General features: G+C 65.0%; 22 protein-coding genes. 11 read left to right on the top strand and 11 right to left on the bottom strand.

Going from position 1 to position 21,834, the window contains the following annotated elements; genetic code table 11:
- Nucleotides 1-100 precede the first annotated feature (100 nt).
- From BRADO_RS09380 to BRADO_RS09365, 4 genes are all read left to right on the top strand, one after another.
- Entirely contained in the window at nucleotides 101-658 is a 558-nt protein-coding gene (locus BRADO_RS09380) for a LemA family protein (protein ID WP_009028732.1), read from the top strand.
- 33 nt (nucleotides 659-691) lie between these two features.
- Nucleotides 692-1,870 (top strand): M48 family metallopeptidase, encoded by a 1,179-nt coding sequence (locus BRADO_RS09375; RefSeq protein WP_011925077.1) that lies wholly within the window; start codon nucleotides 692-694, stop codon nucleotides 1,868-1,870.
- 267 nt (nucleotides 1,871-2,137) lie between these two features.
- The gene (locus BRADO_RS09370; protein ID WP_041756285.1) at nucleotides 2,138-2,899 is read left to right on the top strand and encodes a hypothetical protein; all 762 of its coding nucleotides are present in this window, start codon (nucleotides 2,138-2,140) and stop codon (nucleotides 2,897-2,899) included.
- Nucleotides 2,900-2,955: 56 nt separating this feature from the next.
- Nucleotides 2,956-3,624 carry a hypothetical protein gene (locus BRADO_RS09365; protein WP_011925074.1) on the top strand — a complete coding sequence of 223 codons (669 nt, stop codon included), beginning with the start codon at nucleotides 2,956-2,958 and terminating at the stop codon, nucleotides 3,622-3,624.
- 9 nt (nucleotides 3,625-3,633) lie between these two features.
- Here the strand turns inward: BRADO_RS09365 and BRADO_RS09360 are convergent, their stop codons facing one another.
- The 5 genes from BRADO_RS09360 to BRADO_RS09340 form a co-directional block, all read right to left on the bottom strand.
- Entirely contained in the window at nucleotides 3,634-4,173 is a 540-nt protein-coding gene (locus BRADO_RS09360) for an adenine phosphoribosyltransferase (RefSeq protein WP_011925073.1), read from the bottom strand.
- Between the two features lie 116 nt (nucleotides 4,174-4,289).
- The gene (locus BRADO_RS09355) at nucleotides 4,290-6,455 is read right to left on the bottom strand and encodes an anthranilate synthase component I (protein ID WP_011925072.1); all 2,166 of its coding nucleotides are present in this window, start codon (nucleotides 6,453-6,455) and stop codon (nucleotides 4,290-4,292) included.
- 950 nt (nucleotides 6,456-7,405) lie between these two features.
- Nucleotides 7,406-8,215: a DUF3658 domain-containing protein gene (locus BRADO_RS09350; RefSeq protein WP_157872537.1), complete on the bottom strand. Its 810-nt coding sequence runs from the start codon at nucleotides 8,213-8,215 to the stop codon at nucleotides 7,406-7,408.
- Between the two features lie 10 nt (nucleotides 8,216-8,225).
- Nucleotides 8,226-8,579 (bottom strand): hypothetical protein, encoded by a 354-nt coding sequence (locus BRADO_RS09345; protein ID WP_050780973.1) that lies wholly within the window; start codon nucleotides 8,577-8,579, stop codon nucleotides 8,226-8,228.
- A gap of 115 nt (nucleotides 8,580-8,694) precedes the next feature.
- A complete protein-coding gene (locus BRADO_RS09340) occupies nucleotides 8,695-9,747 on the bottom strand; it encodes a hypothetical protein (protein ID WP_011925070.1) in 1,053 nt (350 codons plus the stop codon).
- A 401-nt stretch (nucleotides 9,748-10,148) separates the two neighbouring features.
- On the opposite strand from BRADO_RS09340, the gene BRADO_RS09335 reads away from it, so the two are divergent.
- Complete coding sequence (locus BRADO_RS09335) at nucleotides 10,149-10,346, top strand: hypothetical protein (RefSeq protein ID WP_244422999.1); 198 nt, start codon at nucleotides 10,149-10,151, stop codon at nucleotides 10,344-10,346.
- A 45-nt stretch (nucleotides 10,347-10,391) separates the two neighbouring features.
- Here the strand turns inward: BRADO_RS09335 and BRADO_RS09330 are convergent, their stop codons facing one another.
- On the bottom strand, nucleotides 10,392-11,066 hold the full coding sequence (locus BRADO_RS09330) for a dienelactone hydrolase family protein (RefSeq protein ID WP_011925069.1): 675 nt from the start codon (nucleotides 11,064-11,066) through the stop codon (nucleotides 10,392-10,394).
- Between the two features lie 170 nt (nucleotides 11,067-11,236).
- On the bottom strand, nucleotides 11,237-12,028 hold the full coding sequence (locus tag BRADO_RS09325; RefSeq protein ID WP_244422998.1) for a hypothetical protein: 792 nt from the start codon (nucleotides 12,026-12,028) through the stop codon (nucleotides 11,237-11,239).
- A 659-nt stretch (nucleotides 12,029-12,687) separates the two neighbouring features.
- Between BRADO_RS09325 and BRADO_RS09320 the strand changes: the two genes are divergently transcribed.
- Nucleotides 12,688-13,350: a hypothetical protein gene (locus BRADO_RS09320; RefSeq protein WP_244422997.1), complete on the top strand. Its 663-nt coding sequence runs from the start codon at nucleotides 12,688-12,690 to the stop codon at nucleotides 13,348-13,350.
- Nucleotides 13,351-13,400: 50 nt separating this feature from the next.
- On the opposite strand, the gene BRADO_RS09315 is transcribed toward BRADO_RS09320, so the two are convergent.
- A complete protein-coding gene (locus BRADO_RS09315) occupies nucleotides 13,401-13,538 on the bottom strand; it encodes a hypothetical protein (RefSeq protein WP_157872536.1) in 138 nt (45 codons plus the stop codon).
- Nucleotides 13,539-14,219: 681 nt separating this feature from the next.
- Between BRADO_RS09315 and BRADO_RS33270 the strand changes: the two genes are divergently transcribed.
- On the top strand, nucleotides 14,220-14,996 hold the full coding sequence (locus tag BRADO_RS33270; RefSeq protein ID WP_050780972.1) for a L,D-transpeptidase: 777 nt from the start codon (nucleotides 14,220-14,222) through the stop codon (nucleotides 14,994-14,996).
- A gap of 372 nt (nucleotides 14,997-15,368) precedes the next feature.
- Nucleotides 15,369-15,923 (top strand): ankyrin repeat domain-containing protein, encoded by a 555-nt coding sequence (locus BRADO_RS09305; RefSeq protein ID WP_244422996.1) that lies wholly within the window; start codon nucleotides 15,369-15,371, stop codon nucleotides 15,921-15,923.
- Between the two features lie 81 nt (nucleotides 15,924-16,004).
- Here the strand turns inward: BRADO_RS09305 and BRADO_RS09300 are convergent, their stop codons facing one another.
- The 3 genes from BRADO_RS09300 to petA all read right to left on the bottom strand — a co-directional run bounded on the left by BRADO_RS09300 (nucleotide 16,005) and on the right by petA (nucleotide 19,931).
- Nucleotides 16,005-17,021, bottom strand: coding sequence for a hypothetical protein (locus tag BRADO_RS09300; protein ID WP_011925064.1), 1,017 nt, complete (start codon nucleotides 17,019-17,021; stop codon nucleotides 16,005-16,007).
- 253 nt (nucleotides 17,022-17,274) lie between these two features.
- Nucleotides 17,275-19,338: a cytochrome c1 gene (locus BRADO_RS09295; RefSeq protein ID WP_011925063.1), complete on the bottom strand. Its 2,064-nt coding sequence runs from the start codon at nucleotides 19,336-19,338 to the stop codon at nucleotides 17,275-17,277.
- 62 nt (nucleotides 19,339-19,400) lie between these two features.
- The gene (petA, locus tag BRADO_RS09290; RefSeq protein ID WP_085972786.1) at nucleotides 19,401-19,931 is read right to left on the bottom strand and encodes a ubiquinol-cytochrome c reductase iron-sulfur subunit; all 531 of its coding nucleotides are present in this window, start codon (nucleotides 19,929-19,931) and stop codon (nucleotides 19,401-19,403) included.
- A 306-nt stretch (nucleotides 19,932-20,237) separates the two neighbouring features.
- On the opposite strand from petA, the gene BRADO_RS09285 reads away from it, so the two are divergent.
- From BRADO_RS09285 to BRADO_RS09275, 3 genes are read left to right on the top strand one after another with little or no spacing between them, the layout of a single operon-like run.
- Nucleotides 20,238-20,723 carry a tRNA (cytidine(34)-2'-O)-methyltransferase gene (locus tag BRADO_RS09285; RefSeq protein ID WP_011925061.1) on the top strand — a complete coding sequence of 162 codons (486 nt, stop codon included), beginning with the start codon at nucleotides 20,238-20,240 and terminating at the stop codon, nucleotides 20,721-20,723.
- Nucleotides 20,720-21,352, top strand: a complete 633-nt coding sequence (gene queE / locus BRADO_RS09280) for a 7-carboxy-7-deazaguanine synthase (protein WP_011925060.1) — start codon at nucleotides 20,720-20,722, stop codon at nucleotides 21,350-21,352. Before BRADO_RS09285 ends, queE begins: the two co-directional genes overlap by 4 nt.
- A 17-nt stretch (nucleotides 21,353-21,369) precedes the next feature.
- The gene (locus BRADO_RS09275) at nucleotides 21,370-21,735 is read left to right on the top strand and encodes a 6-carboxytetrahydropterin synthase (protein ID WP_041756280.1); all 366 of its coding nucleotides are present in this window, start codon (nucleotides 21,370-21,372) and stop codon (nucleotides 21,733-21,735) included.
- Nucleotides 21,736-21,834 lie beyond the last annotated feature (99 nt).

Raw genomic sequence — 21,834 nt, 5'->3', positions numbered from 1 at the left:
CCGCCCTGCCGCGACCAATGCACGCCGGTCCACCCCAGGACCGGCGGCGCCGCCACGTGCTGGCCGCCTCGTCCTCCTGCCCTCTCCCTCGGAGCCCGTCATGTCCGGCTGGATCGTCCTCGGCATCCTCGTCATTCTCGTGCTGTTCGCCTTCGGCGCCTACAACAGGCTGGTGGCCCTTAGCCAGCGCGTCGGCCAGGCCTTTGCCGATATCGACGTCCAGCTCAAGCTGCGCCACGATCTGATTCCGAACCTCGTCGAGACCGTGAAGGGCTATGCCGCGCACGAGCGCGGCACCCTGGATGAGGTCATCAAGGCCCGCAATGCGGCCATCTCGGCGCAAGGGCCGGCCCAGGTTTCCGCCGCCGAGGGTCAGCTGTCCGGCGCGCTCGGCCGGCTGATCGCGCTCTCCGAGGCCTATCCGGACCTCAAGGCCAACGCCAACTTCCAGCAGCTCGCGGGCGAGCTCTCCGACATCGAGAACAAGATCGCCGCCAGCCGCCGCTTCTTCAACAATGCGGTGCAGGAGTACAATACCGGCATCCAGCAGCTGCCGGCGGCGCTGTTCGCCGGCACGTTCGGCTTCACCCGCAAGGAATTCTTCGATCTCGGCACCAGCCGCGCCGAGGTCGAAGCGGCCCCGAGCGTCAAGTTCTGAGCCCGCGTCCTCCCCGCTGAAGGGCCCGACGCCATGGCCGCCTACGGTCTCTACACCCATATCGCATCGAACAAGACCCGTTCGATGGTGCTGCTCGGCGGCCTGTTCCTGCTGATCTACGTGCTGGTGTTCGCCGGCGCACTGATCGCGGAGGTGATGATCAACGGCAATGGCAGCGTCGCCTACTACATGCACGCCGCCACCCGCGACCTGATCAAGGCGCTGCCCTGGGCCACCCTGGGCGCGGCGACCTGGATCGTGATCGCCTATTTCTTCCACCAGAAGATGATCGACGCGGTGACCGGCGGCGCGGCGGTGACCCGCCAGGAGCAGCCGCGGCTGTACAATCTGCTCGAAAATCTCTGCATCTCCCGCGGCATCACCATGCCGCAGCTGAAGATCATGGACAGCCCGGCGCTGAACGCGTTCGCGACCGGCCTCAACCCGCGGCAATATTCGGTCACCGTCACCACAGGCCTTCTCGCGGCGCTCGACGACCAGGAGATCGAGGCGGTGCTGGGTCACGAGCTGACCCACATCCGCAACGGCGACGTCCAGCTGATGGTGGTCGCTGTCATCATCGCCGGCGTGGTCGGCTTCTTCGGCGAATTGTTCTTCCGCCTGTTCACCAACATGAGCTGGGGCGGCGGCTGGGGCCGCTCGTCCTCTTCCTCGTCGTCGGATTCCGACCGCAAGGGCTCCGGCGGCGGCGCGATCGTCGTGGTGCTGATTGCGGTAGTGCTGATCGTGGTGGCCTGGCTGATGTCCCAGGTCGTCAAGCTGGCGCTGTCGCGCACCCGGGAATACCTCGCTGACGCGGGCTCCGTGGAGCTGACCAAGAACCCGGACGCGATGATCAGCGCGCTGCGCAAAATCGAGGGGCGCGGCGAACTGCCCGGCGCGACCTCGGCGGTGATGGAGCTGTGCGTCGACAATCCGCGCGAGGGCTTTGCCGATCTGTTCGCCACCCATCCCTCCGTCGAGTCCCGCGTCCAGGCGCTGATCAAGTTCGCGGGGGGCCACGATCCCGGCCCGCTGGCGCTGCCTTCGGACGAGGCGGAGGAGAACGATACCGGTCCCGAAGCTGCCGATGGCGCGGGCCCTCCGTCGTTGCCGCCGGCGGGTCCCTGGAGCCATGCCGGTGATCCCGGCGCATCGCCCGGCTCGACGGCGGAAGGCGGCCCGTGGAGCACGCCGGCCGCGGGCCCATAGGGCAGGCACTAGACCTCGGTGCCCTGCTCCAATCCGGGACAAAAGTCGACCGTCGTCTTGCCAGTCGCTCTCAGCTGCTTCCGCATCACAGCCTGGCTTTCGGTCCGGTTGGTCCTGATTGCCAGTGCCTGTTGCAGGAAAGGCGCACATTTCCCCCGTGCCGTGCAGCAATGAATTTGAATTCTTCAGCGTTTCTGCCATGTTCGCGCCCAAAGCAGAATGCAAAGCGCCGGCCCTCTGGCCGGCCTCAGGGCTGAAGGACTTTCCATGGCGAAACCGGCAGTGGTGGTGGTGGGTGCGGACAAGGGCGGGGTCGGCAAGACCACGGTGTCGCGGACGTTGCTCGATTATTTCAGCGCCAACAACGTCCCCACAAGGGCGTTCGACACCGAACATCCGCGCGGCACGCTGAAGCGCTTCCACCCGGAGATCACCGAGATCGTCGACATGAATTCGACGCCGGACCAGATGAAGATCTTCGACACGCTGAGCGCCGTCGCCCCCTCGGTGACCGTGATCGACGTCCGCGCCGGCCTGATGTCCCCCACCCTCGCCGCGCTGCGCGACATCGGCTTCCTCGACGCCGCCCGCTCCGGCCAGATCACCTTCGCGGTATTCCACATCCTGGGCTCCTCGATCGCCTCGCTCGACGAGATCGCCGAGACGGCGAGCTACATGATCGGGGCAAAATATTTCCTGGTGAAGAACTTCATCAACAACACCAGCTTCTTCGAGTGGGACCAGTCGACCTACAATTCCTACTTCCACCGCATCAAGGATGCGACCGAGCTGACCATCCCCAAGCTGAACGAGATGGCGTTCGAGCAGGTCGAGGTCGCCTCGGTGCCGTTCCTCAAATTCGTCGCCAACAAGGGCCCGCGCGACGAGGCGGCAAACTACTCCTTCGTGCTGCGCGGCTATGTCCGGCATTGGCTGGCCAATGTCTGGAGCGAGTACGACCGCATCAAGCTGACCGACATCGTCGGCTCGACCAAGCCGGCGGCGCCGCGGCCCGCCGGGGAAAAATAGCAGCTCCGTGAATGATGGGGCTTTATCGCAAGCGCATTTGACCTGATATAGGTCGGATGCCCGCGACGCCCGTCTACATCGTCTGCTCCCCCCGGCCGCAGTCCGGGAAGACGCTGCTCGCGCGCGTGCTGAGCGAGTTCCTGCTGCTCAAGAACGGCCAGGTGCTCGCCTTCGACGTCACGCTCCGCGAGCCGTCGCTGCTCGACTTCCTGCCACAGATCACGGAAACCGCGACGATCGAGGACACCTACGGCAAGATCCAGCTGATGGATCGGGTGATCCTCAACGACGGCATCCCGAAGGTGATAGACCTCGGCTACTACTCGTTCGACGAGTTCTTCAAGATGTCCGAACAGATCGGCTTTTTGAAGGAGGCCGCGCGGCGCAACGTGGTCCCGATCGTGCTGTACTGCGCCGAGGGCGACCGGGTGTCGATGCGCGCCTATGACGCCCTGCGCCGGCAGATCCCGAAGCCCCAGCTGATCGTGGTCGAGAACGACCACGTCCTGCGCGAGGAGCTGCCCCAGCTGTACAGCCGCAGCAAGCATCTGAAGATCGCCGCTCTGCCCGCCTTCCTGAAGACCTATATCGAGCGTTACTCGTTCTCCTTCACCGGCTATCTGCGCCAGGAGCGCGACCCCTCGACCGAGCTCTATCAATGGATCCGGCGCAATTATTATGCGTTCCGCGAGATCGAGGTGGAGCTGGTGATGCAGCGCTCCTGACGCCCTGCTTCAGTGTCCATCGAACGCGATCAGCGAGCGCACCGGCACGTCGAGCGCGCGCAGCTTGGCGGCGCCGCCGAGATCCGGCAGGTCGATGATGAAGCAGGCGGCCACAACGGTGGCGCCGATCTGGCGCAGCAGCTTCACCGCGCCCTCGGCCGTGCCGCCGGTGGCGATGAGGTCGTCAACCAGGATGACCCGCTCGCCGGGCTGCACCGCGTCGACATGCATCTCCATCTCGTCGGTGCCGTATTCCAGCGCGTAGGACATGCTGACCGTCTTGTGCGGCAGCTTGCCTTTTTTCCTGATCGGCACGAAGCCGGCCGAAAGCTGGTGCGCGACCGCGCCGCCGAGGATGAAGCCGCGCGCCTCGATGCCCGCGACCTTGTCGATCTTCGAGCCGGCCCAGGGATGCACCAGCTCGTCGACCGCGCGGCGGAACGCGCGGGCGTCCGCCAGCAAGGTCGTGATGTCCCGGAACAGGATGCCGGGCTTGGGATAGTCCGGAATGGTGCGGACCGTGTTCTTGATGTCCAGATCGAACGTCATCGTGCTCTCATCCCACTCTATGTATTGCCGTCATTGCGAGCGAAGCGAAGCAATCCAGGGGCCGCAACAAAGGACTGGATTGCTTCGTCGCTTCGCTCCTCGCAATGAGGGCGTGATCAACTCCCCGGCTGATTGAGCCGGAACGCATTCTCCACGATCCTCAAGCCCACGGCATCGCCGAGCGACATCAGCGATTCCGGATGGAACTGCACGCCGCCGACCGGCAGCGTCTTGTGCTCGATCGCCATCGCCACCCCATCCTCGGTCGCCGCCGTCACCGTCAGCACCTCGGGCATGCTGTCGCGCTCGACGAACAGCGAATGGTAGCGGCCGATCACGATCTCGTTCGGCAGCCCCTGCATCAAGCGTCCGCCGCGCACCTGCACGCGCGACGGCCGGCCATGCGCGGGCTGGGCGAGCTGACCGAGCTGGCCGCCAAAATACTCGCCCATCGCCTGCACGCCCAGGCAGACGCCGAAGATCGGCAGCTTCTTGGCGAGCGCGGCGTCGATGGTCGTGGAGATCTTGAAGTCTTCCGGCCGGCCAGGGCCCGGCGACAGCACGATGAGATCCCAGCTGCGCTCGGCCAGCATGGTCAGCGCATGGACGTAACGCACCACGGTCACGTTGGCGCCGACCTGGCGGAAATAATCCGCAAGCATGTGCACGAACGAGTCGTCGTGATCGATCAGCAGCACGTTCTTGCCCGAGCCGGTGGCATCCGGCGCTGTCGAGGACAGCGGCTTCGGCGGATCGCCCCGCAGCGCCTGAAACAGCGCCGCCGCCTTGACCTGGCACTCGCGATCCTCGGCCGCCGGGTCGCTATCGAACAAACAGGTGGCGCCGACGCGAACCTCGGCGAGCCCGTCCTTCATGCGAATGGTCCGGATGGTCAGCCCGGTATTGATCGAGCCGTCGAAATTCACCGCGCCGATCGCGCCGGCGTACCAGCGCCGCGGCGAGCGCTCATGGTCCTCGACGAACTGCATCGCCCACAGTTTTGGCGCGCCGGTCACTGTGACCGCCCAGGCGTGAGTCAAAAACGCATCGAGCGCGTCAAAGCCCGGCCGCAGCATGCCCTCGACGTGATCGACGGTGTGGAACAGTTTCGAGTAGGTCTCGATCTGCCGGCGCGCCAGCACCTTGATGGTGCCGGGCACGCAAATGCGCGCCTTGTCGTTGCGGTCGACGTCGGTGCACATGTTGAGCTCGAACTCGTCCTTCTCGGAGTTCAGGAGCTGGCGGATCTGCTCGGCGTCGCCGATGGCGTCGCGGCCGCGCGCGATGGTGCCGGAGATCGGACAGGTCTCGACGCGGCGGCCGTCGGAGCGCACGAACATCTCCGGCGACGCGGAAACGAGGAATTCGCCATCGCCGAGATTCATCAGCGCGCCGTAGGGCGACGGGTTGATGCGGCAGAGCCGCTGGAACACCTCGGCCGGCGAACGCTCGCAGGGCTCGGCGAACAGCTGGCCGGGCACCGCCTCGAACAGGTCACCGCGGGCGAACGCCGCGCGGGCCTTGTCCACCGTCGCCTGGTATTCGCCCGGCGCGTGGTCGGCAAAACCCTGGCGGGGTTCCTTCAGATAGACGCTGGCGTCCGTGTCGCGCGGCAGGCCTGATGTCGACTGGCCGTTCCAGGAAAAATCGTAAGACAGAACCACGCCGCGACCAGTGGCGCGGTCGTAGGCCAGCAGGCGATCGGGCACGTAGAGCACGATATCGCGCTGGTCCTTCTCGCGCGGGCGCTTTTGGACGAGGTCCTCGATCTGGAACACGAGATCATAGGCGAAGGCGCCGAACAGGCCGAGCAGCGGATCGTCATTGGCTGCGAGCGTCGCGATCATCGCCCGCACCAGCGACATCACGCTGGCGCGCCGGGTGCGCTGGTCCTCCTCGACCGGCGCGGGCCCGCGGACGATATGGCCGGCGAGCCGCGCTGGCGAGGCTGCGGTGATGACGACGCAGGGCTCGCGCAGGGTGTCCTTCAGGAAGGCGATCAGGACCTCGCCGCGCTTGTTCAGGGCCTGCAGCGTGAAATCGGTCCCCTTCGTCTCCAGCACCAACGGCGGATCGGCGAAGCCGAGGTCGAAACTCTCGTAGCGGCCGGGCACGGTCGTGCCCGAGGACAGCACCACGCCGCGGCGGCGGTCCAGCAGGTCGATCAGGTCGTCGAGCCGGCTGGCGCCGCCGGAAAACTGCTCGACGGCGCGCGTGATCGCGAGCCCGCTCGAGGTGCGGTAGTCGCTGCGGGCCGGAAGGGCGAAAACGGTCCTGTTCATGGGGTCCTCTTGGGCGTCCTCTTACGGAATTTGCCGAGGAAACGCCACACAGGACCAACCGGAAGCCGCCGCTGCGTGGCGGCCCCTCTGCGATCGAATGTCAAATGAATCGCACCGGCCACCTTTTAAAAGGTGCGCCACCAGAGACGGGCTGGGCGGACGACAGTGCTCATCCCGCGGAAATGACCACGGGCGGCGGCCGGGGTCAAGGGCGGCGGGGACACAGGCGGCTGGGCGGGCGCAGCTTCGCTCGGCAACCCGCTGCCCCCAAACGAGGTTCGACCGATTTACACCGGCGTCAGGCCCGCGCAGGCGGGCATCGAGTATTCCAACAGCGCTGCGGCTCATGTCGATGGGCCGCGGCGTACTGGATCCCCGCCTTCGCGGGGATGACGGTTGAGCATGGAGAGGCATTCTCGCGACACACTGCCCGAGTCATGATCTTCAACGCCGCCCTCACCAAGTCGAGGGCGCAGGGAAGGCCGGGCATCGGCTGATGCCCGTGGCCCGCCTGCAGCAAAAAAGCAGGCGGCAGTCACCACAGGTCAGCCGGACGACCGGCCTTCCCTGCGCGATGGTTTGACGGATTATACGCATTCTCCCCGGGGACCGGGCTGTCTTGCCCCCGTGACCAGCGGATCATCATCACCACCGGCGTAGCCTCAGCGTCGGGAGGCCAGGACCATGCGACTTCACCGTGCGCGCCCGCCGTTCGTCCGCACGACATGAGCCATGCTGCGACGTGACGCGCCCACCGCATCTCCACCCCGCGTCTCGTGACGATCGCGATACGCCCCTCGTGCCGGGGTGGGATGCACGCATACAAGCACGAATTCTGAAAAATAGAAACAAAAATTTTTTGCGAAGGACTGAACAGGGCAAATCAGCTTGAGGCGACTGAGGAATTCGCCCCGATCCACACGCACTTTCCCTCGCGTCGCGAGCGGAGGCTACCCCGCGGGCCCTGGCAATCGCAACTCGCTGCGATGCATATCGAGCAAATCGCCACGACACTGCAGGCGCCCCGCTGCGACGAGTGCGCGGGCGCGCGCAAACAATTCGATATCACCGATCTGCATCCCGTCGATCCAGGTTTCGCAGAGTGCCTCGCCGATGATCCTTGCCGTCTTCGTCCATTCGGCGGTGGCGCAGGACACCAGCACGGGATCGAAATGCGTGATCGGGGCTGAGACGAACTCGCCATCGCGGAGGATCCGCAGCGGCGCGTTCTCCGCCTTGAGGCGCGCCCATTGTTCGCGGCAGGCCGCGCGCATGTCCGACGTCAGGTTCTGCCGAACATCCCAGAGATGATTGACGCTGACTGTCTCGGGCGCCAACTCGGCCAAGCTGAACACTCGGTGCCGATTGGGCGCGCCATGATCCCCTGCCCTCGCGACAGCGTCAGCGAGATCGACGATCTCGACCGGCTCATCGCCGAGCCGCCACAGGAATTCGAGGAAACCTGCATATTCCTGGGTCGACCGCCGCGTGAGCCAGGCGATCCTGTCGTGAGCGCATGACAGCGCCTCGTCCCAGAATGAGTTGGCCTGTCCGCCGACCTCATCCCAGCCTGACACTTCCAATTTCTGGTCCACCCAGGCGGTTCGCAACTCCGGATCGGGCGGATCGATCGGGCCGAAGCTCAGGTTATCGCCAAGTCCAATGACGCGGTCGTCGCGGCCGGCTTGCTGGAGCGCCGCGCGCAACGTGCCGGCGGCGGACATGTTGAAAACGACATGAAGGATCGAGCCGGACACCATGCATCCCCTGTCAGGTTCCGCCCCAGTACTCGCGGTCACGACTCTGCCTTGACGCCGCGACCGATCCGCTGCCGGCTTGGCCTCTCGCTAACCTCGCCTTGTTTTCCCTGTTCAAGACGTAACCGATGATCATCGCGAGCGGGTGTGTCACGAAGACGCTGAGGATGTGCCATCGGCTGTAGGTAAAGACAGCCGCGCTGACCTCGGTCAGCTTGCCATGGCTTGCGAGATAATAGTGTCCGCCTCCGCTCCTGCCGCTAATCGCATCGCCACCGAGGGCAATCGCGCCGACAACGAACGCGACAAAATTGAGAACGCAGAGAACACCTATCGCCTTCAGGAATCTAAACGCAAAATCGGACATCCAAGGGACACTCACGGGATGGATCTAGGACGGCATTCTCAGCAGCGCTCGAACATTGGTCACACCAGCACTGCCCTGCGTTCGCTCATTCGACGCTTCTCGGCCGCAGTGCGCTTTACGCCCCCGGCTTCACTAGCCCCAGCTCCTTGAACTTCAGCTCCGTCGCCGCCACCGCGTTCTCATAGACCTCGCCTCGCTCGACGAAATAGTTGAAATAGCCGGCCGGCGTCTCCGGCTGGATCTCGACCAGTTCGACGCTCTTGTATCTGGGGTCGGTGATGACGCCGGCCGCGATCAGGTCGTTGATGCGCTTCAGCGCGTCGACCTCGGCCTTGTAGCCGACCGAGAACCACATCTCGGTGGTCCAGTCCTGCACCTCGAACCAGTTCTGCGGCGCATGCCCTTGCCAGCCATTGGCGAGCGGGCGGACGGCGAAGATGCGGTCGAAGCCGTGCAGCTCGGAGATGATGCTGGCGCGGTGATAGGCGCCGTCCATCTGGCCGCCCGGCAGCTTGGTGAAGCCATACAGCGACAGCCATAGCGCGGCCTTGATCGCCTCCGGCGTGATCGGGCGGATCATGCGCTCGGCGGTGATGTCCGAGGCGTAGCGCAGGTCGCGCTTGGCGGCCGACTGCCGCGCCCGGACGGCATGGGCATTGCGGATCGATTTTTCCGACGGCAGCAGCGCCCGCGCGGCGTCGTTGCCGTAGAGGCTGCCGGTGCCGGTCTCGGGATCGTAGGTGTTGAACACGACGCCGATCGCGCTGCCGTTCAATGTTTCGGCGGCTTGCATGAAGTCGGCCTCGCTCCGCAGCGGGACGTATTGCTGCGCCGGCAGCAGCCGGTCGGCGAGCACGTTGAACGGCCCGTCGCGCCAGTCCGGCCAGGAGGCGATGCGCGCCAGCGCTTCCGCATAGGCCGGCCTGAACACGCCGGGATAGCCGAACAACACCGTGCGCAGCTGCGAGCCGGGATCACGGGCGAGGTCGGAGGAGATCAGCTGGTCACGCAGGTCAAGGCCCTGCAGCCAGGCCGACAACACCAGGACCTGACCCGAGGTGGCTGTGACCAGATCCGGCGTGACGCCCCAGGCCCGGGCGGTGTCGAGGAAGCCGGCGCCATGAGCGTTCAAGCCGCCCAGGCCGGCCAGCGCAAAGGCCACACGCACTGCGCTCTCCGTCAGCAGATCATCGGGAAAAAGACTACCTCAGATTGTTTTGGCAACGCAAACCAGCACGCGCGCTCCGGTTCGCAAGTTGAACGAAAGCGCGCGGAGTCGAACGTGATCTCATCGCGCATAGTCCCGCAAATCTGCGGTGATTCGCAGGCATAAGGCTGCTCCGACGTAGCCAGAATCTGCAGCCGGCAGCTGTGACGTGCGTCACAACCTCATGTTGCGCGCGTGCAGCCAACATTATTTACCTACCGCCAGTTGCCGTGATCCCAAAAAGTTACATAACTTGGCTGGGCTTGCGGGCAACACTGTTGTCTATCTGCAATAGTGTGGCAATGATTGGTTAACCATATTGAATTACCTTGGTTAACATGGCTCGCGGCAAACAGCCTCTTGTGTCGCATGCGCTCCCGAAGCAGCAGACGCTGCTCGATTGCTTCCTCGAGGCGCAGGCGAAAAGGACGAAGCGTCGTCGGCGCTCCGCCGACGCGGCGCCCTCGGTCGACGGCCCGGATCAGCCGGACGGACGGGCCGCCGATGATGCCGAGCCCCTGCCGGACGAAGCCGCCGAGAAGACCGCCCGCGCGGTGTGACGCCGCGCGGTGCGACGGCAAGGGCGACGAGCCGCTCCCCTCACCTCATCCGAGATGCTTGTGGAAGAACGCCGTGGCGCGGCCCCAGGCCAGCTCGGCGGCCGCACGATCATGGACGGTCAGGCGCTGCTCGTTCACGAAGGCATGCTCGGCGTCGTAGCGATACAGCTCGAGCGACTTGCCGGCCGCCTTCATCGCCGCCTCGAAGCCATCCACCAGCGCCGGCGTGCACCAATCGTCCTTATTGGCGAAGTGCGCCTGCAGCGGGATCTTGACGTCGGCGGGCTTCGCCGCCTGCTCCGGCGGAATGCCATAGAACACAACGCCGGCCGCGAGCTCGTCGATCTTGGTGGCGCCGATGATCGTCACGGCGCCGCCGAGGCAGAAGCCGGTCAGGCCGACCTTGGCGCCGTTGCGCGCCAGATATTGCGCGGCGCCGCGCACGGTCTGCGTCGTCGCATCCATGAAGTCGAGCGAGTTCATCTCGCGGCCCGCCGCGTCCGTGTCGTGATACGGCACCACCATGCCCTTGTAGAGGTCGGGCGCCAGGGCGTTGAAGCCGGCCAGCGCGAAGCGGTCGGCCATGCCCTTGATCTGGTCCTGCAGGCCCCACCATTCCTGAATGACGACGACGCCGGGCGCATCGGCCTTGGCCGCCTTGGCGAGATAGCCCTTGGCTTCCTGGCCGTCGGGCCGCTTGAAGCTGACGAGTGTGCCCATGATGATCCTCCGCAGTTTCTGATCGGGACTTGGGACTGCGGTTTAGCGCAAATACATCACAGGCGCGACTGGCCTGGCAGCATGGCGATCGCGTCGTGGGCGAACCCGCGCGCATCGAGATCAAGGCTTGGTGATAACTGCAGACGGCGGCTGATGCAGGCCGCTCGCCGTCAAGAGAAGAACGTGATCCTCTCGGTCAGGCTCATGCGGCGAATGGCCGTGAGCAGATCGGCGGCCGGCCGTCCGTGCCCAACCGCCGTGAACGGCGTCGGACCGAGCGAGGGGTGCAACCGTAATGACGGTTCGGCCGCGCTCTCGCCGTGCGTCGGCGCTGATAACGAGTGGCCGGCGGTCTCACGCGAGGCCGTCTCGGCCTGCGCGACGTCAACCGGATCCGGAACAGCTTCGATCCCGGGACCCGCCTGCGGACCGTCCCGGCCGGCGGCGGCCATGGCTGCCGCAACGGGCTCCACAATCGGTCCAGCGTCGGCGGCGAGCGAGGGCTCGAGACCGCCATCTTCGGCGAGCTCCCTGAGCCGGCGCCGGATCACTTCGAACGATGTCTCCATCGTATCAGGGATACTGATCTTCGAAAGCTGGCGACAGCTCTCCCGGATGGCCTCGACCTGGGCATCGATCGAGTCGCACGTTCGCGCCTCCGAGCCGATCTCCCGCCAACGCCAGGATATCTCTTCCAGGATCCGCACGCCCGAGCGGATGGGTGCGAGCCGCTCGTCGATGGCAAGCCTTGCCGCCGCGGCCGCGGCAACCTCCGCCGCCTCGTCGACGACGGCCATCAGTGCCGTGACCATCTCGTGGAGCCCGGGCGCGATCGCCGCCGGCTGCAGCGCAGCGACGACGCGCTCGAGCCGCGCCACCTCATCGAGTACCATGCGGGTATCGGAGTTGCGGTTGCGCTTGGCGTATTCGCCCAGAAACCAGCGGCCGCGCTCCGTCTCCATGAACGCCTCGCGGATCGCCTCGTAGTCACCCTCGTCGGGACGAGCCGCACGCGCCGAGATCGGCGACAACGCAAACGCTTCATGGGTCATGGACGACTCGTCTGAGGAAGACACCAGGAACTAACTGTCAAGCCACGATCATGATGCGCAATTCAGGCATTATCGTGGAGACGAGGCTTGTTTGTTCCGTACGACGCACATTCCGCCGACATCTATTAGTTCGGCAATTTCATCAGTCGACCTATCATTCCTGCCGGACAGATTTTCCGTGCATGAAAAAATTGCCGATGCACTTTCGATATTCAATCGAACGATAGCGACATATGCACGCATCCGACTACACGACGTCCCCAAATTTTCCGATCGGCCTTTTAAGGCAAGCATCGATTTACGGTCTTTCGCGAAGATAGTTAATTCATTTTGTGCCGACTATCGATCTCGCATGCCAGCTTCATCGCTCACCTGAAATTGGTCCACTTATCTATCACTTACGACGACAAATACGATCCACCGGACGAACTACTCATATCGCGGAGTCGACGCCCGAGACCGCCGGTCACACCGCTCGCACGCGCCACATGCGCGCGACCGGTCGCACTTCGGTCTCATTGTTTGCCACGATTATGTCCTGACCAAGCGTACACATGTTGGAGGTTACGATGAACGGTCCCGCAACCGCTCGATCGCCGGGATACGGCGTTTTCAGATGGATCATCGCAGGCGTACTCGCATGGCTGGGATCGCTGATGATCGCGCCCACGGCGCAAGCCGGCTATTATGGGGATGGCTATTATTACCGACCCAGCTCGTGCGGATATCGCTGCGGCTACAGCTACTCTCCCTATCGATGCTCGCCATGCGGATGCTATCGACGCTGCCATACCTCGCGGTCCGGCCTCATCTACGAGCGCCGCTATCGCTACGTCGAACGCGAATATGTCGAGCGGCGCTACGGCTCGCCGGTTCGCCACTACGGCTGCTCTTATTGCGGCTACCGACGCCATGGCGGTGACTATCCCTATCGCAGCTATCGCTCCTATCCCTGGGGCGATGGCGGAGTCGGACGCCGCTGGCCGACGCCCTACAGCTTCAACGACGAACCTGCGCGCTCCGGATATGAACCGGTGGCCGACCGGTACGACCCACCGCCGCGGCCTCCCGCGCCGGTCTGGGACGGGGGATCGGGCCCAGTCCCCTTCAGCGAGCAGGTTCCTTATGGCGCCTACGGCGCAGTAGACGTCTCGCGGCCACTGCCGCGAGGCCCGCTGGGAATGATCGAGTCCGGGGTGCTGGGCTTTCTCGGCAGTTTCGGCTCACCCTGAGCACGTCATGACCGCCGCCGCATCCCGCCGGCAATCAATCCATGACGGCACTACTTCGTGCCGGCAAGCATGACATAGGCGCCCACCGCGAACCAGAACGCGTAGTTGCTCACGATCGGTATCTCGATGAAGACGCTCAGAACGGCAAGAATGACCGTCAGCAACGACAGCACAAATACGAAGTTCACTGCGTGTCTCTCCTCACGCTGCGGCAAGATCCCAAAAACGCTCGCGCGATCGAGCACGACCAGCAATGCACACATGCCACTCGCGGCTGACGCGCAATGTTCGTGACACCTGGCCCGACACGCGTAGTCCCCCGCGCGCCGCGCGTTACGCCTCGCATTCTGCTGGCGCGGCGGCCTGACAGCCGCCCCGCGCCCTGGCGTCCGCGACTCGCCGTCGCACTTGCCCTTAAAAGGCCGCCTGATTCGGACATTTTTGCGGGGATTAGTTGGAGCGTTCAAGGCCGCGAGGCAGTTTCCATCGCGGACGGCCAGTTGCGGCCTGATTTGCCGGCAGTGGATGCTGACGCGCCAGGTGGCAGCCTGGACCCGGCCCGCTGCCGGTTCGCCAAGATGCGACAAACGGGAAGACAGGACTCCGTAGATCGTCATCAGCTCATGGAAATATCGATGCTGACAGGCGGCGCGAAGCCATCCGGAATTGCCTACTCTTCACAGGCGCACGAGAGTTGCAGACATGGTTAGAAGATCGGTTCGACGACGAACTCACGGCGATACACGACATTTGCATCGCGCCGTCGCGCAGCCCGCGACACGCGACGAAATCCGGACTTTCATTCAAACGATAGACCACCGCGATTGCCCGCCTCCATCATGGCAGCAGCACCACATCCGGAGCGCATCATGCGTCGCCATGTCGTGATACTGGTCGCAGCACTGGCGTGGCTCATCAGCCTCGAGAGGGCTGAGGCCAGGCTCGACATCCTCGTCGACAAGTCGACGCAGCGCATGCTCGTCATCCAGAACGGCTTCATCCGCTACATGTGGCCGGTGTCGACCGGCCGTGACGATCTCGCGACGCCGAGCGGCGTCTATACCCCGCAACGGATGGAACGCAACTGGTTCTCGAGCTCCTACTACAACTCGCCGATGCCCTATGCGATCTTCTTTCACAACGGCTACGCGATTCACGGCAGCTACGCGATCGATCGGCTGGGAGGGCCGGCGTCACATGGGTGCGTGCGGCTGCATCCGCATCATGCCGCGCGGCTGTTCGATCTCGTGTTACAGGAAGGTCCGGAGCACACGACCATCGAGGTCACCGACGCGCCGCGGCCGGACGATCCCACGCCGGGAGCCGAGCTCGCGGCGGGACAGGAGCCGTCGCCCCCTTTGGCGCGACCGGTGCGCTATCGAGAGTCGCCTGAGGGCCAGCCGCCGCCGCAGCCGCGCAGCAACAGGACGATGGCGGCGAGGACTCCACTTCCGCCGAGGGCCCCGCCGCCGGAGCGGCGCATGTCGACCAATATGGTGGCCCAGAACGCGCCGCCGGAACCGGCGCAACCGGCTCAAACGTCGTCGACTCTGTACGGCTTCAAAGTCCTGCCTGCGTCGTGCTGGTCGGGTGGTGCATCGCGATGGCGCTGGTGGACCTCGAGCCAAACCGCGTCCTGCAAATAGCCGCATGCGCGTCGCACAGCGATGATCGTCATCGCGGCCGACAGCCCTTGACGTTCGTTACGAGATCGAAGGTTCGTCGGCTGCGAATGCGGGCGTCATCGCAACATTTCTTCGAATGAGTCGCAGGTCGGCTTGGCCGAGCGGCGCAACCGCAACGCACCTAAACCGGCGTTGTGATGCAGCAGGACGACACCAGCGCCGAAAAGTTGCTCGTTGAGCTTGTTCCACGACGATTTCCTCGTGTGCGCCGCGGAACAGCCCCGTATGAGTACCGACGTCGACATTGATCAGACAAATTCCTCTTGGTTGCCGAACCGAGGCTTCTATAGTCCCGGGCTCCGTGACGGGGGACGACAAAAAGGGGGGCTAGTGATGAGCCAAGGTCATTCGCAGCAACAACGTGATCTCGAACAGGCGGTGATTACGGCCGCCTATTGCGGAGACGTCGACACGGTGATCGCGCAACTGGATCAGGGAGCTGCCTTGAACGCGCGCGACTGTGACGGCGACACCGCGCTCATCCTCGCCGCAGACCGCGGTCACATCGAGGTGGTCGAGGTGCTGCTCGCGCGCGGGGCTGACGTCAACGCAAGAAACCAGAGCGGCGAGACCGCGCTGCTGCGGGCAGCGGGCAATGGCCGGACTGCTGTGGTGAAGCATCTGCTCGAGCACAACGCCGACTGCAATGCAGGGGACATGGTCAAGTGTGCGCCGCTGATGCGGGCCGCGTATCGTGGCCACGTCGACGTCGTGAAGGCTTTGCTGGCCTGCCAGGTCGACCTGACGGCCCGCAACAAGTTCGGAAACACGGCGGCATCTCTTGCCGCTCGTAACGGTCATCGCGAGATCGAGGTCCTGCTGCAGCAGGCGCTCGACGGAGGTACCGTCGAGTTGTCGAGCCTGGGCTCTGCGCGAGCGCGCCGCTGACGGAGTCCTCGGACGCAGCACGGCTTGCTGGGGCGCCTCGGCCGATGACGCCGTAGGCGCCGTCGCGGCCTCGCCGCCGTGTCAGTGCTGCAAACCGCCCCAGAAGCAACCTCCCACGCCGCCGATGCAGGGTCCGGCCTGCCGCGAATCGCGCCGGATCGCCGCGGGGACCATGTCCTCGAAGGCGCGCGGACGGCGCTCGTCGCCGACACTCGGGCAGCGCCGGGACCAGGTCGATGACCCGTCCCGCGCCGCGCCGCACTCCGTCGCGAATCTCGATCGAGCCCCAATCCTCGCATCGCGCCGCGAGGATGAGGCGGGTGGAGAAGCGGGAGCCGCGGGCGCGGGCGGCGAAGGAGCGCGAGCCAGGTCGGCCGGCGCAGGTTCCGTGGGCGCGGGTATCGGCGATGGCGTGGCGGCAGAGGCCGGTGGCGGAGGCGCGGTCGCTGGCGACGACGCGGTCTGAGACGGGGTGACGGCGGGCGAGGCCGGCGGCGCCGGGCCTGCGCCGGACGATGCGCGCCGGGCAGCCGCACCATCGAACAAGCTCGAGACCTGCTGGCCCAGAGTCACGGCACCGCGATAGCCGTAGAACAGCACCAGCCCGAGCACGGCAACGGTGAGAAAGCGAATGGGATGCCGGAGCGGAAACGTGACAATGTCTAAAGCCAAAGTGAGCGCGGTCGGCGGGGTCCGCCCATCAGAATCCATCGCGGCTTCGGCGGACAACTGGGCGGTCCGCTGCCGCAACGCGCTGGCCTCGGCATCGTCCCCAGGTCGGAGTCCGCCACTGACTTCGAGGGCTTCGGCGATCTGAAGAAAGCTCTGGCCTTCCTTGCGGAGCACCCCCCACGTGGCGCGGAAGGCCGAATCCCCGAGGGTGCCCGGCTGATCCATGCGCTTGATCCGGCCGAGAACCGAAGGCGGCAGCAGCAGCCGGCGACGCTGGATCAGTTCCGCAAGCTTCGCGAAGCTCAGTCCGGACGCCTCAAGGATCTGCGCGGCGCGATCCTTGCCGGTCTGCGCCACGGTCGCATCTTCCGAGTCCATCTGGACCATCGCCTGCTTCAGCGAGGCCATGTCATCGATCATCGTCATCGATCAAACTCCCGACGACAGCGGGCATCGGTGCGGCGTCGGGCCGTCACACGCGAGACTTGCTCGAGGCTCAGACTAGCGGACATTGACCGCCGTTTCGAGGATGTCGCACGCACGCGAGCCTCATCGTCCGCCTCGGACCGCCGGCGCGCGCGGCAAAACCTGCCGTCCGCCGAGCGGCACGACACGGCAGACTCGGCGCAACAAAAAAGCCCCCGCAGGGGCTTTTCAGGATCGAAACGAGCTGCGCCGATCAGTGCGCGGCGGCCCAGACGCGCTTCTTGGTGAAGTACATCAGGCCGGCGAAGATGATCAGGAAGATGAAAACCTGGTAGCCGAGGCGCTTGCGGGCCTCCATGTGCGGCTCGGCGGTCCACATCAGGAAGGTCGCGACGTCGTGGGCGTACTGCTTCACGGTCGCCGGCGAGCCGTCCTCGAACGTCACCTGCCCGTCCGACAGCGGCGGCGGCATCTTGATCGCGTTGCCCGGGAAATACTTGTTGTAATAGGAGCCGTCCGGGATGGTCACGCCGTGCGGCGGAGTCTCTTCATAGCCCTGCAGCAGCGCGTTGACGTAGTTGGGGCCCTGCTCCTGGAACTGGGTGAAGAAGTCGATGAGGAACCAGGGGAAGCCGCGCTTGTAGGAGCGCGCCTTGGCAATCAGCGACAGGTCCGGTGGAGCCGCGCCACCATTCGCGGCGCGCGCGGCCTGCTCGTTCGGGAACGGCGCGGGGAAATAATCCGCCGGGCGGCCCGGGCGCTCGAACATCTCGCCCGAATCGTTCGGACCGTCCTTGATCTTGTACTCGGAGGCGAAAGCGGCCGCCTGGGCCGGCGAGTAGCCGGGCCCACCGGGCTCGGCAAGGTTGCGGAACGCCACATAATTGAGCGAGTGGCAGTTCGAGCAGACTTCCTTGTAGATCTTCAGGCCGCGCTGCACGGCACCACGATCGAACTTGCCGAACGGGCCGGCGAACGACCAGCTTTGCGACGGCGGGGTCAGCGTCCCCTCGTTCGCGCGAGCCTCGCCGGTGCCAACCGCGAACAGCGACACGACGGCAACCAGGGCGACCGCGGCGGTGGCGATCGCCTTGCCGGACTTGGCCAGCACGTCGTCGGCGATCGAGTTCGGCAGCGGACGCGGCCTCTCGATGCGTGCGAGCAGCGGCAGCACGATCAGGAAGTAGGCGAAGTACAGCACGGTCAGGATGCGGCCGAGCACGACATAAACGCCCTCCGGCGGCTGCGCGCCGAGATAGCCGAGGCCGACGCAGACGACGAAGAAGATCCAGAAGAACTGCTTGCCGAGCGGGCGGTACTTGTTCGAGCGGGTCTTGGCCGAGTCGAGCCAGGGCAGGAACACCAGCACAATGATCGCCGAGAACATCGCGATGACGCCGGCCAGCTTGTTCGGGACCGAGCGCAGAATCGCGTAGAACGGCAGGTAGTACCATTCGGGGACGATGTGCGCGGGCGTCACGGCGGGATTGGCCGGAATATAGTTGTCAGCGTCGCCGAGATAGTTCGGCATGTAGAAGATGAACCAGGAATAGAAGATCAGGAAGCAGGTGACGCCGAAGAAGTCCTTGATCGTCGCGTACGGCGTGAAGGGCACCATGTCCTTGTCGGTCTTCGGCTCGACGCCGGCCGGGTTGTTCTGACCGGCGACGTGGAGCGCCCAGACGTGCAGCACGACCACGCCGGCGATCAGGAACGGCAGCAGGTAGTGGAGCGCGAAGAAGCGGTTCAGCGTGGGGTTACCGACGGAGTAGCCGCCCCACAGCAGGGTCACGATGCTCTCGCCGAAATACGGCACGGCCGAGAACAGGTTGGTGATGACGGTGGCGCCCCAGAAGCTCATCTGGCCCCACGGCAGCACGTAGCCCATGAAGCCCGTGGCCATCATCAGGAGATAGATAATGACGCCGAGGATCCATAGTACCTCGCGCGGTGCCTTGTATGACCCGTAATAGAGGCCGCGGAACATGTGGATGTAGACGGCGAGGAAGAACATCGACGCGCCGCAGGCGTGCATGTTGCGCAGCAGCCAGCCGTAATTCACGTCGCGGACGATCAATTCGACCGACTTGAAGGCGAGATCGGCATGCGGCGTGTAGTGCATCGCCAGGATCACGCCGGTCACGATCTGGACGCCCAGCATCAGCGACAGGATGGCGCCGAACGTCCACCAGTAGTTCAGGTTCCGCGGCGTCGGATAGGCAACGAAGGACGAGTGGACCAGGCCGATGATGGGGAGTCGTTGCTCGAACCACTTCAAGGCGGGGTGGCTCGGCTGGTAGGTAGAAGGTCCACTCATGATGCGTTCCTGAAAGAATTATCTTGCACGATCGAGCTTGAGCTTGCGGACGTAACGTCCGCTCAGCCGATCTGGATCTTGGTGTCGGAAACGAACTGATAGGGCGGGACGGGCAGGTTCAGCGGCGCGGGTCCCTGGCGGACGCGGCCGGAGGCGTCGTATTGCGAGCCGTGGCAGGGGCAGAAGAAGCCGTCGTAATTGCCTTCATGCGCGATCGGGATGCAGCCGAGATGGGTGCAGATGCCGATCACCACCAGCCACTGCTCGTGACCGTCCTTGGTGCGGGACTGGTCGGTCGCCGGATCCGGCAGGCTCGATACTGGAACCGAGCGAACCTCCTCGACCTGCTTCTTGGTGCGGTGGGAGATGTAGATCGGCTTGCCGCGCCAGAACACCTTGATGTCCTGTCCTTCGGCGACCGGGGTGAGGTCGACCTCGATCGGCGCGCCGGCCGCGATGGTCGAGGCATCCGGATTCATCTGGGAGATGAAGGGCCACAGGGCGGCCACGCCACCGACCGCTGCGGTCGCGCCCGTAGCGACGAAAAGAAAATCCCGGCGTGTCGGATGATCCGCAGTAGACGCTGTCACGATTCCAACCCTTTCTTCGTTGCAGCCGGAGCAACGACCCGCTCGACGTGCCAGATCTCAGCGTGGGAGATCACGTGACCGGGAGGTGCCTGCCGGCGCCCGCGTCCCCCGCGGCGGCAGAAAACGACTCGTGCTACCGCCCCGGTAGGAACGCGCCGTCCAGAATCGTTCTATTGGCACCCTTGCGATACGAGCGCAAGCCCGCTATCGGCCCCGCAGCACGCCATGCACCAATTCCCGCCGGCTCAGCGGACTTTCGGCCTCATCCTTAAGACCAATTCCAAGCCCCGTTTCCTAAGACCTGTTCGCATGCAGATCGCGCTCTATCAGCCCGACATTCCGCAGAACACCGGAACGATTCTGCGCCTGTGCGCCTGTCTCGGCCTCGCCGCCCACATCATCGAGCCGGCGGGCTTTGCCGTCTCCGATCGGCAGTTCCGCCGTGCCGGCATGGACTATCTCGACCATCTCGACTGGCGGCGGCACGATTCCTGGAGCGCGTTCGAGGCGTGGCGGGCCACGCAAGGCTACCGCCTGCTGCTGCTCACCACCAAGGGCGCGACGTCCTACCTGGATATCAGTTACCGCCCGGACGACATCCTGCTGCTCGGGCGCGAGAGCGTCGGCGTGCCCGCGACGGTGGCAGACGCGGCCGATGCACGGCTGCGCATTCCGCTCAAGCCAGGCATGCGCTCGCTGAACGTGGCGATCGCATCGGCCATGGCCGCCGGAGAGGCGCTGCGCCAGGTTGGACATTTCGTCCAATTGCAATCTGCGGAAGGAGCGCGGGAGTGAGCTACGCGGTCAAGGAAATCTTCATGACCCTGCAGGGCGAAGGCGCCCAGGCGGGGCGTGCCGCCGTGTTCTGCCGCTTCGCCGGCTGCAATCTGTGGAGCGGACGCGAGGCCGATCGCGCCACCGCGACGTGCCGGTTCTGCGACACCGATTTCGTCGGTGTCGACGGCACGCTGGGCGGCCGTTATGAAACGGCGGCGGCCTTGGCCGAGGCCATCGCAGGGCAATGGACAGGCGGCGCGGCCGACCGCTATACGATCCTCACCGGCGGCGAGCCGCTGCTGCAGGTCGATGCCGACCTGATCGCGGCGCTCCATGCACAGGGCTTTGCCGTCGGCATCGAGACCAACGGCACGCTCATTCCGCCTGATGGCATCGACTGGATCTGCGTCAGTCCCAAAGCGGGGGCCGAACTGAAGCTGCGGCACGGCCATGAGCTGAAGCTGGTCTATCCGCAAGCGGGCACCGAGCCGGACAAGTTCGAAGGGCTCGCCTTCGAGCGGTTCTCGCTGCAGCCGATGGACGGGCCTGACGCGGCCGCCAACACGGCGCGCGCCATTCACTATTGCCAGCGTCGTCCGCAATGGCGGCTCAGCCTGCAGACGCACAAGATGATCGGCATCAGATAGGGATCGTTGACCAAGCGATGTGGGAATTGACCAAGTCGTTTACCTTCGAGGCCGCGCATGCGCTGGCGCATACGACGCTGGGCGAGGTGAGCCAGGAGATCCACGGCCACTCCTTCCGCGCCGAGGTGACGGTACGCGGCACGCCGGACCCCACGACCGGCATGGTGGTCGATTTCGGCCTGCTGACGCAGCGCCTGGGCGAGATCCAGGCCACGCTCGACCACAAGTTCCTGAACAGGATCGAGGCGATCGGGCTGCCGACCTTGGAAAACCTGTCGCGCTTCATCTATGAGCGCGTCCGCTCCATCGGCCACGTGACCAAGGTGGCCGTCCATCGCGACAGCTGCCGAGAGACCTGCACCTATTTCGGTCCGCACGACTGATCGAGTGTGGTAGGACGTCACCGGTAGAGACAACGACGCTGTCACCCATCGCCGTCATGGCGTCTTGACAAGGGGGGCGGCCAATTTGCCCCGGGGGAC

It is taken from the genome of Bradyrhizobium sp. ORS 278 (assembly GCF_000026145.1).
Lineage (GTDB): Bacteria > Pseudomonadota > Alphaproteobacteria > Rhizobiales > Xanthobacteraceae > Bradyrhizobium.
This window is presented reverse-complemented; position numbering and strand designations above follow the sequence as displayed.

Bases quoted from the DNA above. Each gene is read 5' to 3' on its own strand.
- BRADO_RS09360 (WP_011925073.1), bottom strand. From the start codon at position 4,173: ATGACGTTCGATCTGGACATCAAGAACACGGTCCGCACCATTCCGGAC.
- BRADO_RS09295 (WP_011925063.1), bottom strand. From the start codon at position 19,338: ATGAGTGGACCTTCTACCTACCAGCCGAGCCACCCCGCCTTGAAGTGG.
- BRADO_RS09365 (WP_011925074.1), top strand. From the start codon at position 2,956: ATGCCCGCGACGCCCGTCTACATCGTCTGCTCCCCCCGGCCGCAGTCC.
- BRADO_RS09345 (WP_050780973.1), bottom strand. From the start codon at position 8,579: ATGTCCGATTTTGCGTTTAGATTCCTGAAGGCGATAGGTGTTCTCTGC.
- BRADO_RS09380 (WP_009028732.1), top strand. From the start codon at position 101: ATGTCCGGCTGGATCGTCCTCGGCATCCTCGTCATTCTCGTGCTGTTC.
- BRADO_RS09300 (WP_011925064.1), bottom strand. From the start codon at position 17,021: ATGACGATGATCGATGACATGGCCTCGCTGAAGCAGGCGATGGTCCAG.
- BRADO_RS09350 (WP_157872537.1), bottom strand. From the start codon at position 8,215: ATGGTGTCCGGCTCGATCCTTCATGTCGTTTTCAACATGTCCGCCGCC.
- BRADO_RS09330 (WP_011925069.1), bottom strand. From the start codon at position 11,066: ATGGGCACACTCGTCAGCTTCAAGCGGCCCGACGGCCAGGAAGCCAAG.
- BRADO_RS09320 (WP_244422997.1), top strand. From the start codon at position 12,688: ATGAACGGTCCCGCAACCGCTCGATCGCCGGGATACGGCGTTTTCAGA.
- BRADO_RS33270 (WP_050780972.1), top strand. From the start codon at position 14,220: ATGCGTCGCCATGTCGTGATACTGGTCGCAGCACTGGCGTGGCTCATC.
- BRADO_RS09275 (WP_041756280.1), top strand. From the start codon at position 21,370: ATGTGGGAATTGACCAAGTCGTTTACCTTCGAGGCCGCGCATGCGCTG.
- BRADO_RS09305 (WP_244422996.1), top strand. From the start codon at position 15,369: ATGAGCCAAGGTCATTCGCAGCAACAACGTGATCTCGAACAGGCGGTG.
- BRADO_RS09325 (WP_244422998.1), bottom strand. From the start codon at position 12,028: ATGGAGACGGAGCGCGGCCGCTGGTTTCTGGGCGAATACGCCAAGCGC.
- BRADO_RS09285 (WP_011925061.1), top strand. From the start codon at position 20,238: ATGCAGATCGCGCTCTATCAGCCCGACATTCCGCAGAACACCGGAACG.
- BRADO_RS09375 (WP_011925077.1), top strand. From the start codon at position 692: ATGGCCGCCTACGGTCTCTACACCCATATCGCATCGAACAAGACCCGT.
- BRADO_RS09370 (WP_041756285.1), top strand. From the start codon at position 2,138: ATGGCGAAACCGGCAGTGGTGGTGGTGGGTGCGGACAAGGGCGGGGTC.
- BRADO_RS09355 (WP_011925072.1), bottom strand. From the start codon at position 6,455: ATGAACAGGACCGTTTTCGCCCTTCCGGCCCGCAGCGACTACCGCACC.